We start from the raw sequence: 12,850 nt of genomic DNA on the forward strand, positions 1-12,850 counted from the left end.
GACCCGCCGACACCCGCACCGACAGCACCACCCGCATCACCCGCATCACCTGGAGAAACACGTCATGCCCGACCACATATACGACTACGTCATCGTCGGCGGCGGCACCGCCGGCTCGGTGATCGCCTCCCGTCTCACCGAGCAGCCCGGGGTCACCGTCGCCGTCATCGAGGGCGGACCCAGCGACGTCGACCGGCCCGAAGTCCTCACCCTGCGCCGCTGGATGGGCCTGCTCGGCGGGGAGCTCGACTACGACTACCCCACCACCGAACAGCCCCGCGGGAACTCCCACATCCGGCACAGCCGGGCCCGCGTCCTCGGCGGCTGCTCGTCCCACAACACCCTCATCGCCTTCAAGCCCCTCCCTTCCGACTGGGAGGAGTGGGTGGCACACGGCGCGCAGGGCTGGGACGCCGCCGCCATGGAGCCGTACTTCGCCAAGCTCCTGAACAACGTGGTGCCGGTGGCCGAGAAGGACCGCAACGCCATCGCGCGCGATTTCGTCGACGCCGCCCACCGCGCGCTCGGCGTGCCGGTCGTGGAGGGCTTCAACGCGGAGCCCTTCCATGAGGGCGCCGGCTTCTTCGACCTGGCCTACGAGCCCGAGGGCAACCGGCGCTCCTCCGCGTCGGTCGCGTACCTGCACCCCGTCCTGGACCGCCCGAACCTCCACCTGCTGCTGGAGACCTGGGCCTACCGGCTGGAGTTCGAGGGCGACCGGGCGACCGGAGTCCACGTCCGCACCAAGGACGGCCAGGAGATCCTCGTACGGTCCAGGCGGGAGGTCGTCGTCTGCGCCGGGGCCGTGGACACTCCCCGGCTGCTGCTCCACTCCGGGATCGGTCGGCGCGAGGACCTGGACGCCCTCGGCATCGAGGTGCTCCACGATCTTCCCGGGGTCGGCGAGAACCTGCTCGACCATCCCGAGTCCGTCATCGTGTGGGAGACGCGGGGACCGATACCCGACAACTCCGCGATGGACAGCGATGCGGGGCTGTTCGTCCGGCGCGACCCGGACTCTGCGGGGCCCGACCTGATGTTCCACTTCTACCAGATCCCCTTCACCGACAATCCCGAACGGCTCGGCTACGAACGGCCCCGGCACGGCGTGTCGATGACTCCCAACATCCCCAAGCCCCGCAGCCGGGGGCGGCTCTACCTGACCAGCTCCGACCCCGCGGTCAAACCCGCCCTGGACTTCCGGTACTTCACCGACGAGGACGACTACGACGGCCGGACCCTGGTGGACGGGATCAGGATCGCCCGGGAGGTCGCCACGACCGAGCCTCTCGCTTCCTGGCTGGTCAGAGAGGTCTGCCCCGGCCCGGAGGTCACCGGGGACGAGGAGCTGAGCGAGTACGCGCGCCGCGTCGCCCACACCGTGTACCACCCCGCCGGAACCTGCCGCATCGGCGCGCCGGACGACCGCCTCGCGGTGGTCGCACCCGATCTGACGATCAGGGGGCTCCAGGGCATTCGCATCGCCGACGCGTCCGTCTTCCCCACCATCCCCGCCGTGAATCCCATGATCGGCGTGCTGATGGTCGGCGAGAGGTGCGCCGACCTCCTGGTGTCGGCCGCCGCGCCGGAAAGGACCGTCTGATGGACACCACCAGCGATCCCGTGTTCTCCGTGCGAGGGCTGTGGAAGGTCTTCGGCCCGAAGGCCGGACAGATTCCGGGCGACACCCGGTGGGCGGGACTCACCACCGAGGAGATCCGTGCCCGTACCGGCTGCACCGCCGCCGTCCGGGACGTGTCCTTCGACATCGGCAAGGGCGAGGTCTTCGTCGTCATGGGCCTGTCCGGCTCGGGCAAGTCCACCCTGGTGCGCTGCCTGACCCGGCTGATCGAGCCCACGGCCGGATCACTCGCCATCGACGGCGAGGACGTCCTCGCCATGGACCCCTCCCAGCTGCGCGAACTGCGCCGGCACCGTGCCGCCATGGTCTTCCAGCACTTCGGTCTGCTCCCGCACCGCACCGTCCTCGACAACGTCGCCTACGGGCTGCAGATCCAGGGGGTCTCCAGGGCCGGGCGCCGGGCCCGCGCGCTGGAGGTCATCGAGAAGGTCGGGCTCACCGGTCTGGAGGATCGCCGCCCCGACCAGCTCTCGGGCGGTCAGCAACAGCGGGTCGGTCTGGCGCGGGCCCTGGCGGCAGACCCCGAAGTGCTGCTGTTCGACGAGCCGTTCAGCGCCCTCGACCCCCTCATCCGACGGGACATGCAGGAGGAGGTCATCCGTCTGCACCGGGAAGAGGGCCGCACGATGGTCTTCATCACCCACGACCTCGCCGAAGCGCTCAAACTCGGCGACCGCATCGCCCTCATGCGCGACGGCGCCGTCGTCCAGCTGGGTACGCCGGAGGAGATCGTGACCCGCCCCGCCGACGACTACGTGCGGGAGTTCGTCCGCGACGTCCCGCGCGAACAGGTCGTGACCGTGGCCCGGGCCATGCGCCCCGCCCGGCCGGAGGAGACCGGCGCCGGCGCGGCCCTGGCCCCCGACGCCACGGTCGCGGAGGGCATCACGGCCGTCGCCCGGGACGGTGTGCCCGCCAGGGTGATGGCCGGGGACCGCCTACTCGGTGTCGTCGACCAGGCCGCGCTTCTTGCGGTCGTCGCCGGACTGGAGCCGTGCGCCGCCGACGCGGGCGTGGTGACGGCATGAGCACGACCGCCCCGGACCCCGTCGTGGAGGCCGATGCGCCGGAGGTCCAGCAGCAGGGCCTCTCGTCGTGGACGGCCTGGCGGCCCTCGCCTCCTTCCGCCCGGACCCTGCTCCTGGCGTTCGCCCTGCTGCTGCCGGCCATCGCGCTGCTCGGCGACGCCGGCTGGCCGCAGGCCCTGCGCATCGATCTCGTGCCCACCCTGGACTCGTTCGCCGACTGGGTGGTGGACAACCGGGACACCCATCCGGTGTTCCTGTACTTCCTGCTGCACCTGTCGAACACGGCCACCGCATCGGTGGACTGGGTGCACGGGCTGCTGACCTCCGCCGGCTGGACCGGCCTGCTGGCCGTCTCGGGAACGCTCGCCTGGTACGCGGCCGGCGCGGGCCGCCACGGCCTGCGGCACGCGGCCGTGGCGTTCGGGGCCCTGGCGGGATGCGGGCTGCTGGGGCTGTGGGAGCCGGCGGTGGAGACCCTCGCCCTGATGCTGGTCGCCGTGGCAGTGGCGGCGGCGCTCGGCCTGCTGCTCGGGCTGGCCGCCGGCCTGTCGGACACCGCCCAGCGGGCGCTTCGCCCCGTACTGGACACGATGCAGGTCCTGCCCTCGTTCGCGTACCTGCTGCCACTGGTCCTGGTCTTCGGCATCGGCACCCCGTCCGCTCTGATCACCACGGTCGTCTACGCGACCCCGCCCATGGTCCGCATGACCGCGCTGGGTCTGCGGGGGGCCGACGCGTCGGTACTGGAGGCCTCCCGCTCGCTCGGTTCGACGAAGTGGCAGCGGCTGCGCACCGCGCGGCTGCCGCTCGCCCGGCACCAGCTGCTCCTGGGACTCAACCAGACGATCATGATGGCGCTGTCCATGGTGGTCATCGCCTCCGTGGTCGGCGCGGGCGGTCTGGGCGAGAGCATCTACCAGGCCCTCAAGACCCGTGACTTCGGACAGGGCCTGACCGCGGGCCTGGCCATTGTGATGATCGCGGTGTGGCTGGACCGGACGACGGCCGCGGCCGGAGCCCGTACCGGCGCGCGGCCCGGGCAGCGGGCGGCCGCGGTCGCCACCGTGGTGGCCGTCGTGGGCCTGTTGTCGGGGCAGTTCCTGGCGCGGGGCTGGCCCGAAGGCCTGACCGTGGACTTCGCCGCCCCGCTGAACACGTCCATGGACTGGATCGTCGGCCACTTCTACCAGGACGTTCCGGTCCTCGGCGGCACGGACGTCTGGGCGGGGGGCATCACCACATGGGTGCTGAACCCGCTCAACGACGGACTTCAGGCCCTTCCTTGGTGGTCGCTGCTGATCCTGGCCGGGCTGACCGCGCGCGCCGTGGGGACCTGGCGGGGCGCCGTGACCGCCGTGCTCGCGCTCGCGGCCGTCGGGGTCCTCGGCATCTGGGGCAAGTCGCTCTACACCCTGTCCCAGGTCCTCGTCGCCGTGGCGCTCACGCTGCTGCCGGGCTTCGCCCTCGGCGTGCTCGCCGCCCGGGTCGGGCGGGTCGAACGGCTGCTGCGGCCGGTCCTCGACGCGATGCAGACCCTGCCGCAGTTCATCTACCTCATCCCGGTCGTCCAGCTCTTCAACGCCGGCCGGGTCGCGGCGATCACCGCGGCGGCCGTCTACGCCCTGCCCGCCGTCGTGCGGATCACGACCCAGGGCCTGAAGCAGGTGGACCCGGCCGCTGTGGAGGCGTCGCGCTCGCTCGGCGCCACCACCTGGCAGCAGATCCGCCAGGTGCAGTGGCCCCTGGCCAGGCCTGCGCTCTTGGTCGCCGCGAACCAGGGGGTCGTACTCGTCCTCGCCGTCGTCGTCATCGGCGGCCTAGTCGGCGGCGGCGCTCTCGGCTTCGACGTGGTCAAGGGCCTGACGGGCGGTGAGCTCGGCACCGGGCTCGTCGCCGGCGCGGGCATCGTCTGCCTGGGTCTGATGCTCGACAAGCTCACCCAGCCGAAGACGCCGTCGGCGTCCGCGGCGCCGGCCGCCCGGCACTGAGGCCGGGCCGCCTCGACCGTTCCCCCGTCCCCTCCCCTCGTTCTGTCCCCTCCCCCCTTCCCCTTGTGAAAGGCATGCTGAAATGATCACCACCATCCGTCACCGCGCTTCCTTCAGAACCGGGGTCGCCGCCGCGGGCCTGCTCGCGCTGCTGACCGTCAACGCGTGCAGCGCGGCCGAGACCACCAGCAGTTCCAAGGTCGTCAACCTCCACACCCCGTCCTGGGTGGGCGCGGAGGTCAACACCGCCGTCGCCGCGTACCTCCTGGAGCACGAGCTCGGCTACACCGTCAAGACCAAGCAGATGGACGAGACCCCGGCCTGGGACGCGATGAGCCAGGGCAAGATCGACGCCATCCTGGAGGACTGGGGCCACCCGCAGGAGGAGAAGCGGTACGTCGAGGGCAACAAGAGCGTCGTCGCGGCGGGCGATCTCGGGGTCACCGGCCACATCGGCTGGTTCGTTCCCAAGTACGTGGCCGACGAGCACCCGGACGTCACGGACCACAAGAACCTGAACAAGTACACCGATCTCTTCAAGACCCCGGAGAGCGGTGACCAGGGCCAGTTCATCAAGGGCGACCCGTCCTACGTGTCCTACGACAACGCTCTGATCAAGAACCTCCAGCTCGACTACAAGCCGATCGAGGCCGGTGCCGAGGCGACCCATCTCGCGCAGCTGGAGCAGCTGTACAAGAACAAGAAGCCGTTCCTCACCTACTGGTGGACGCCGCAGTGGATGAACGCGACCCTGGACCTCGTCGAGGTGAAGCTTCCCGAGTACAAGGAGGGCTGCGACCAGGACAAGGACGCCGTGGCCTGCGCCTATCCCGACGTACCGCTCAAGAAGTGGATGAACGCGAAGTTCGCCGCGGAGGACAGCGACGCGGCGAAGTTCCTGAAGAACTTCCAGTGGACGACCGAGCAGCAGAACCTCGTCGCCAAGTACGTGGCCGCCGACAAGATGACCTCCGAGAAGGCCGCCGAGAAGTGGGTCAAGGAGAACGAATCGGTCTGGAAGGCCTGGCTGCCGAAGAAGTAGCGTGCAACGGCCGGCCCTGCTCCACTCGTTCACCGAACAGGGCCGGCCCGAGGGCGCGGCCGGGGCGCACCGGTGCCCAGTGCCCCGGCGGTCACTTGGGTATCGAAGAGGCGACGTCGTCCAGCGTGGCGTCCGTCACGAGCCCGGTGTCCTCCAGGACGTCCATGTGGTCCTGGACCGTGATGTTGGCCTGCGTGGACAGCCTCCTGACCGTGGGGCTCTTCGTGGACGCGCGGACCTCGCCGATGGTGATGAAGACCTTGCCGTGGGAGGCCCGGAGCAGATCCACGAAGAGCCGGTCGAACGCCGGCCCCTGGGCCCGCTTCAACTGGTCCACCCAGCCTTGCTGTTCGGCGGTCGCCTGGTCGGGGATCGGGACGTTCAGCGCGAGCGCGTCCTCGCGGACCAGTTGGTCGAGTTTGCTGTGCCCGTCGAGAAGGTGCAGCCCGGCCCGTTTCACCGCTTCGCTCGACGCGCGCGTCTGGGCGAGTCGGCCCGCCGGGATCTCCCACAGTCCGGCCTGCCTGACCTTCGTGAGGAAGGTCTTGTCCAGGTCGGTGAGGGCGCCGGTATCGGCCACGTCCGTTACCGGGCCCGTAGCCGCCGCGGGGAGTTCGCCGGACACCACCTCCACCCGCGAGTCGTTGCGCTGGGAAAGCCACACGCTGGTGGTGGCGATGGCGGCGACGAGAACGACGACCACGGCGGTCAGACGCCCGCGGCCCCGGTTTCGACGGAATGAGCGCCGGTTGCCGGCGTGAGATTTCATCATGCCTCCTCAGGTGCCCGTCGGTCCGATGTGCTGTGGTGGCACCCGATCCCGCCGAGGCCCTGGCCACGCTAACCTTTGCCCTGGGCAAACGATTCGATTCAGCAATGATGCTCAAAAGCCCGGGACCTGCAGCAGCGGTCGGATATGCTCCCCGCCCTTCGGGCCGGTTCGGCACGCGGCCGGTCCGGGCGGGTGATCCGCCCCCGCCCGCGGAGGCGGACGCCAGGGGACCTCCGCACCCGGCGGCCGCGCTGCCCATCCGATTCCCCTCGGGATAATTGGGTAAAAAGGATAAAAGCTGTCATTTCATCGCCCTCCGCCGGGCGGGAGGTGTGCGCCATGGATCCCTGGCTGGTCTGGCTGATCACCGCGGTGGTCCTGTGCGCGGCGGAGATCTTCACCCTGACCGCCTCCCTTGCCCTGCTCGGCGGCGCGGCGCTGATCACGGCCGGCTTCGCCGCGCTCGGGCTCCCGCTTCCCTGGCAGTTCCTCCTCTTCGCGGCGGTGTCGACCGCCGGCCTGGTCTTCGTGCGCCCGGCGGCACTCCGCCGCCTCTCCCCGCGGGCCGAAGAACGTTTCGGCGTGGACGCCCTCGTCGGTGGCGCCGCCTACGTCACCTCGGAGGTTTCGAAGCTGGGCGGACGGGTCCGTGTCGGCGGCGAGGAGTGGACCGCGCGCTCCTACGACGAGACGCTCGTGATACCGCCCGGCACGACCGTGGACATCCTCGAGATCAAGGGCACCATCGCACTCGTCTACCCACGGGAGTGAAGCATGGAGATCTCTGCGTTCCCCGTAGTCGGCCTGCTGGTGGCCCTGCTGGCGGTGTTCACCGTGGTCCGGGCGGTGCGGATCGTCCCGCAGGCCCGCGCGCGCAACGTCGAACGGCTGGGCCGCTATCACCGGACCCTGAAGCCCGGGCTCAACGTCGTCATCCCCTACATCGACCGCGTGTATCCCGTGATCGACCTCCGCGAGCAGGTCGTCTCCTTCCAACCACAGCCCGTGATCACGGAGGACAACCTCGTCGTCGAGATCGACACCGTCCTGTACTTCCAGGTCACCGATCCGCGCGCGGCGGCCTACGAGATCGCCAACTTCTTGCAGGCCGTGGAGCAGCTGACGGTCACCACCCTGCGCAATGTCGTCGGATCCATGGACCTGGAGAAGACCCTGACCTCGCGGGACACGATCAACAGCCAGCTGCGCGGGGTGCTCGACGAGGCCACCGGCAAATGGGGGCTCAGGGTCAACCGGGTGGAGATCAAGGCGATCGACCCGCCGCAGTCCATCAAGGACGCGATGGAGAAGCAGATGCGGGCCGAGCGGGACAAGCGGGCCGCCATCCTCGGGGCCGAGGGGCAGCGCCAGTCCCAGATCCTGACCGCGGAGGGCGACAAGCAGTCCGCCGTCCTGCGCGCCGAAGGCAACCGGACCGCCGAGATCCTCCGGGCGGAGGGCCAGTCCCGGGCCATCGACGAGGTGTTCCAGGCCGTCCACCGCAACGACCCCGACCCCAAGCTGCTCGCCTACCAGTACCTCCAGATGCTGCCGCAGCTCGCGCAGGGCCCGGGAAGTACCTTCTGGGTGATCCCCGGCGAGGTCACGTCCGCCCTCCAGAACGTCACCCGTGCCTTCAGCGAAGTCCTCCCCCAGTCGACCGCCACCCGCGAGGCGTCATCCGACGGACTCGCCGTCCAGGCGGCCAACGACGCGGCGAAGGCCGCGGAAGCCGCCGCCGAAGCCCTCGCCGACGCCGCGGAGGCGGACAGCGAGGCAGGCAGCGTGCTCGCGGCACGGCCCCGGGCCGTCGAGCAGGGCGGCGACGCAGCCCCGCTGTCCGGTTCTCCGGACTGACTCCCCTGCCCGGACCAATCCGGGCGGCTGCGGGGCGGGCACCGGCGGAAAGGGCTCCTCCCCGCCGCGCCGCGGCCCTGTCCGTCAGCCGCGCTCCGGTACGTAGGCTCCCGCCTCGCGCTGGTAGATGTCCGGGATGCCATCGGCGTCGGCGTCGATGTTCTCCTCCTCGCACAGGCGCCGGTACAGGGCGTTGCGCCGGCGCAGGAGGACGGTCGCGATCAGGGCCGCGGCGACGGACGCGATCAGGACCGCCGCCTTGACCTGCTCCCCGACGCCTGCGCCGGGGAAGGCGAGTTCGCTGATGAGGAGGGCGACGGTGAAACCGATTCCGGCCAGGACGGACAGGCCCAGGACGTCGGCCCAGGCGAGGTCCGGGTTCAGTTCGGCCTTGGTGAAGCGGGCGGCCAGGTAGGTGCCCAGGAAGATGCCGAGGACCTTGCCCACGACCAGGCCGATGACGACACCGAGCGGTTCGGGGGTGGTGAACACCGCCGCCAGCGCCGGGCCGGAGACGGTGACGCCGGCCGCGAAGAGGGCGAACAGCGGCACCGCGACCCCGGCGGAGAAGGGGTGCATGAGGTGCGAGACCCTGGCGGCCGGAGAGGCCTCCTCGCCCTTGTCGCGCGTGGTGCGCAGGATCAGGCCCATGGCGACGCCCGCGACGGTGGCGTGCACGCCCGCGTTGTACATCAGGACCCAGATGGCGATGCCGAGGGGGACGTACCACCACCAGCCGCGCACGCGGAAACGCTGGAGGGCGTAGAAGATCACGAGTCCGGCGAGCGCACCGCCGAGCGCCCAGAAGTTCATGTCGGACGTGAAGAAGACGGCGATGATGAAGATCGCGCCGAGGTCGTCGACCACGGCGAGCGTGAGCAGGAAGGCGCGCAGAGCCGCCGGCAGGTGGGTGGAGATGACGGCGAGGACGGCGAGGGCGAAGGCGATGTCGGTGGCCATGGGCACGGCCCAGCCGTCCATGCTGCCGCCGCCCGCCCAGGCCGTCGCGGCGTAGAGCACGGCGGGTACGGCCATGCCGCAGACCGCGGCGATCACGGGCAGGGCCGCCGTGGCGGGGGTACGCAGCTCACCCAGGACGAGTTCTCGTTTGAGTTCGATGCCGGCCACGAGGAAGAAGACCGCGAGGAGTGCGTCGGCGGTCCAGTGTCCGACGGAGAGGTCCAGGCCGAGCGCGGGTATGCCGAAGTGGAAGTCGCGTATCGCCTCGTACGCACCGCTCCACGGCGTGTTGGCCCACACGAGGGCGACGACGGCGGCGGCCAGCAGGACCAGTCCGCCCACGGTCTCGGTCCGAAGGGCCGAGGCGATCGCCTGCCGCTCCGGCCAGGGCACGAGTCCGAACACGATACGCGGGCGCGGGCTGCTCATGATGATTACCTTCCGGGGCGTCGGCTGAGAACGGGCACACGGCCCCTATCGCCGACCAGACTTCCCGGCACACCCCGCGTCCTTCATCCGTACGGATGGGTGCATTGACGCGTTCTTTACACCCTATCGGCGATTCCGCGAACCCGCCAGAGGGGTTCCCACCTGCTGAAACACCAAAAAGCGGGGGCCGTCCACACCAGGCGCAAGGTGTGGACGGCCCCCGCGGGAACCGGGCCGCCGGGGCGACGGTCAGACGGTGGTCTTCACCGGTTCCTGGTCGTCGTCCCCGTCCTCTGCGGTGTCCTGGCCGGCGTCGCGGCGGCGGACGTAGTCAAGGAAGGAGCTCAGCTCCCGCTTGACGACGGGGGCCAGCAGGTACAGGCCGATGATGTTGATGACGGCGAGCATGAACAGCACCGCGTCGGCCATGTCGATCAGGGTCTGCAGGGTCAGCAGGGAGCCGGCGACAGCGAACAGGGTGTAGAAGACCTTGAAGGTCAGCTCACTGGTGCGGCTGCGACCGAAGAGGTGCGTCCAGGCCTTCATGCAGTAGTAGCCCCAGGTCAGCACGGTGGAGATGGCGAAGAGCATCACCGCGATGGTGAGGATGTAGGGGAACCACGGCATGACGGTGCCGAAGGCGTCGGAGGTGATCGTCACGCCGCCGATGGACTCGCCCTTGCGCGCCTCGCCCCAGCTGGCCGGGTTGGCGATCACGATCGTCAGCGCGGTCATGGTGCAGATGACCACGGTGTCGATGAACGGCTCCAGCAGGGCGACGAGGCCCTCGCTGGCGGGGTGCTTGGTCTTGACGGCGGAGTGCGCGATCGGGGCGGAGCCGAGGCCCGCCTCGTTGGAGAACGCGGCCCGCTTGAAGCCGATGATCAGCGCGCCGAGGACACCGCCGGCGACGCCCTCGGGGTTGAAGGCGCCCTCGATGATCGTGGAGATCGCGGCGGGAACCTCGGTGACGTTGACGCCGATGACGACCAGGCAGGCGACGATGTAGATGCCGGCCATCGCCGGGACCAGCTTGCTGGTGACCGAGGCGATGGAGCGGATGCCGCCGAGGAGGACGATGCCGACGATCGCGGCGATGAGGATGCCGAAGAACAGGGCGCCGGCGGAGGAGCCCATCATGCCGCTCTCGCCGCCGGTGACGGAGACGATCTGGGCGTAGGACTGGTTGACCTGGAAGAGGTTGCCGCCGAAGAGGCCGAAGAAGAGGATCATCGCGGAGGCGAGGACCGCCAGGACCTTGCCGAGGGTCTTGCCGCGGGCGCCGAAGCGCTCCGTCAGGCCCTTGGGCAGGTAGTGCATCGGGCCGCCGGAGACGGTGCCGTCGGGGTGCACCTCGCGGTACTTCACACCGAGCGTGACCTCGACGAACTTCGTCGCCATGCCCAGGAGGCCGCAGAGGATCATCCAGAAGGTCGCACCGGGACCACCGATGGACACGGCGACGGCGACACCGGCGATGTTGCCGAGGCCCACCGTGCCGGAGACGGCCGCCGTCAGCGCCTGGAAGTGGTTGACCTCGCCGGTCGAACCCTTCTCGTCGTACTTGCCGCGCACCACGTCCACCGCGAGGCGGAACTTGCGTATCTGGACCAGCCCGAACCAGCCGGAGAAGACCAGGCCGGCCACGACGAGCCAGGCGACGATCAGCGGAAGCTGGGTCCCTCCCACAGGGACGGAGTAGAAGACGATGTCCCCGAGCCATTTGGCGATGGGCTCGAAGAAGCCGCTGACGGCGTCGTCTACGGCGTTGGTGATGGTGTCGAGTGACATCTGGCTTTACCTCGATGCGCAGAACCGGCGCAGTGCGGTGCGTCGGTGTGAGTGCGGGCTTTGAGCGAACGCCGCCGTCCGGGCGGCGACCCTGGGCGTCTCGGTCCGCGGACGTGGACCAAGGCCTCCCAGGCCGTGCAGAGCCGGTGCGTGCCGGCACTCCGTTGTCCGGTGAGGGGTGGGCCGAAAACGGAGTTGCGCATTCTTAGCACGGCCTTTATCGATTACTTAGTGACGTGGATCACTCCTCCGGGCCCGCACCCCGGAATCCCAAGGGCCGGTGATGCGATCGTTATCCGGATTTGAGGTTCCGATGAGCGAACTGCCCTGTCCGGTCTGTTGCGGTTCGGCCAGCCGGACCGGCGGGCGAACGGACCATGGCGGGCAGGAGGAAGTCCAGTGAACTGGCTGGTCAACACCGTCGGAGCGGCCTGTGTGCTGTTGGTCCTGAGGGACGTCTTCCACACGCTGTGGCATCCGACGGGCCACGGCGGCCTGAGCAGGCTCGTCATGACGGGCCTGTGGCGGCTCTCCGCCGCAACGGCACCGCGCCGCCGCGCGGCCGGACTGGTGGGACCGATCGCGATGGTGGTCGTCGTGGTGATGTGGGCATTGATCGTGGTCGTGGGGTGGGCGCTGATCTACTGGCCGCACATGCCGGAGGCCTTCGCCTACGCACCCGGGCTGATCCCCGCCGAGCACGCGTCCTTCACGGACGCGCTGTACATCTCCCTGGTCAACATCTCCACGCTCGGCCTGGGGGACATCGCACCCGCCGAGGGGTGGCTGCGCATCGTCGCCCCGCTGGAGGCCGTCGTGGGCTTCGCCCTGCTGACCGCGACGGTGTCCTGGACGCTGGGCATCTATCCGGCCCTGGCCCGCCGCCGGGCGCTGGCCCTCCGCCTCTCCCACCTCGCGCGGACACATCCCGCGGCGGAGCAGATCGACACGGACTCGGGCGCGGCGATCCTCGACAGCCTGGCGGCCGGGATCTCGGTGCTCTCGGTCGACTTCATGCAGTACGCCGAGTCGTACTACTTCCACGACGGGGACGATCGCACCTCCCTCGCCTGCCACCTCGGCTACGTGTGCGACCTGGCCGACCGGGCCGCCGGCGCCCGGCACGCCGATGTGAGGCTGTCCGCCGCGGTCCTGAACGCCGCCCTGGAAGACCTCGCCGCCATCCTCGACCAGCGCTTCCTCCGCACCCACGGCACCCCGCGGCAGATTTTCCGGGCCTTTGCGGACGATCACGGACGCCGGTCCGGTACCTGACGCGCCCCGCCCCTGCCTCCGCCGCCCGGAGAAGCCGCGGGCCGCGTACGGGGCCGGGCGCTGCGC

The 12,850-nt window shown here is 70.1% G+C and carries 10 protein-coding genes; 7 read left to right on the top strand and 3 right to left on the bottom strand.

Annotation, left to right across the window (positions count from 1 at the left end; genetic code table 11):
* Positions 1-64: 64 nt before the first annotated feature.
* The 4 genes from AW27_RS02650 to AW27_RS02665 all read left to right on the top strand — a co-directional run bounded on the left by AW27_RS02650 (position 65) and on the right by AW27_RS02665 (position 5,700).
* Positions 65-1,603 (top strand): GMC family oxidoreductase, encoded by a 1,539-nt coding sequence (locus AW27_RS02650; protein ID WP_037916849.1) that lies wholly within the window; start codon positions 65-67, stop codon positions 1,601-1,603.
* Positions 1,603-2,670: a quaternary amine ABC transporter ATP-binding protein gene (locus AW27_RS02655; protein ID WP_037916846.1), complete on the top strand. Its 1,068-nt coding sequence runs from the start codon at positions 1,603-1,605 to the stop codon at positions 2,668-2,670. The genes AW27_RS02650 and AW27_RS02655 overlap by 1 nt, the downstream gene beginning before the upstream one ends.
* Positions 2,667-4,658 (top strand): ABC transporter permease subunit, encoded by a 1,992-nt coding sequence (locus AW27_RS02660; RefSeq protein WP_052030103.1) that lies wholly within the window; start codon positions 2,667-2,669, stop codon positions 4,656-4,658. Before AW27_RS02655 ends, AW27_RS02660 begins: the two co-directional genes overlap by 4 nt.
* Before the next feature lie 82 nt (positions 4,659-4,740).
* On the top strand, positions 4,741-5,700 hold the full coding sequence (locus tag AW27_RS02665) for an ABC transporter substrate-binding protein (RefSeq protein ID WP_172671259.1): 960 nt from the start codon (positions 4,741-4,743) through the stop codon (positions 5,698-5,700).
* A gap of 91 nt (positions 5,701-5,791) precedes the next feature.
* Here AW27_RS02665 and AW27_RS02670 read toward each other — a convergent pair whose 3' ends face one another.
* The gene (locus AW27_RS02670; protein WP_078555897.1) at positions 5,792-6,472 is read right to left on the bottom strand and encodes a DUF4142 domain-containing protein; all 681 of its coding nucleotides are present in this window, start codon (positions 6,470-6,472) and stop codon (positions 5,792-5,794) included.
* A 339-nt stretch (positions 6,473-6,811) separates the two neighbouring features.
* On the opposite strand from AW27_RS02670, the gene AW27_RS02675 reads away from it, so the two are divergent.
* Both AW27_RS02675 and AW27_RS02680 read left to right on the top strand, forming a co-directional pair.
* Positions 6,812-7,243, top strand: a complete 432-nt coding sequence (locus tag AW27_RS02675) for an NfeD family protein (RefSeq protein ID WP_037916845.1) — start codon at positions 6,812-6,814, stop codon at positions 7,241-7,243.
* 3 nt (positions 7,244-7,246) lie between these two features.
* On the top strand, positions 7,247-8,329 hold the full coding sequence (locus tag AW27_RS02680) for an SPFH domain-containing protein (RefSeq protein ID WP_052030102.1): 1,083 nt from the start codon (positions 7,247-7,249) through the stop codon (positions 8,327-8,329).
* 84 nt (positions 8,330-8,413) lie between these two features.
* On the opposite strand, the gene nhaA is transcribed toward AW27_RS02680, so the two are convergent.
* Together nhaA and AW27_RS02690 are read right to left on the bottom strand one after the other, a co-directional pair.
* Entirely contained in the window at positions 8,414-9,718 is a 1,305-nt protein-coding gene (gene nhaA, locus AW27_RS02685; RefSeq protein ID WP_037916842.1) for a Na+/H+ antiporter NhaA, read from the bottom strand.
* Positions 9,719-9,967: 249 nt separating this feature from the next.
* A complete protein-coding gene (locus tag AW27_RS02690) occupies positions 9,968-11,509 on the bottom strand; it encodes an alanine/glycine:cation symporter family protein (protein WP_037916839.1) in 1,542 nt (513 codons plus the stop codon).
* Between the two features lie 399 nt (positions 11,510-11,908).
* Between AW27_RS02690 and AW27_RS02695 the strand changes: the two genes are divergently transcribed.
* The gene (locus tag AW27_RS02695; protein WP_037916835.1) at positions 11,909-12,784 is read left to right on the top strand and encodes a potassium channel family protein; all 876 of its coding nucleotides are present in this window, start codon (positions 11,909-11,911) and stop codon (positions 12,782-12,784) included.
* Positions 12,785-12,850: the final 66 nt, after the last annotated feature.

It is taken from the genome of Streptomyces sp. PCS3-D2, from assembly GCF_000612545.2.
Taxonomy (GTDB): domain Bacteria; phylum Actinomycetota; class Actinomycetes; order Streptomycetales; family Streptomycetaceae; genus Streptomyces.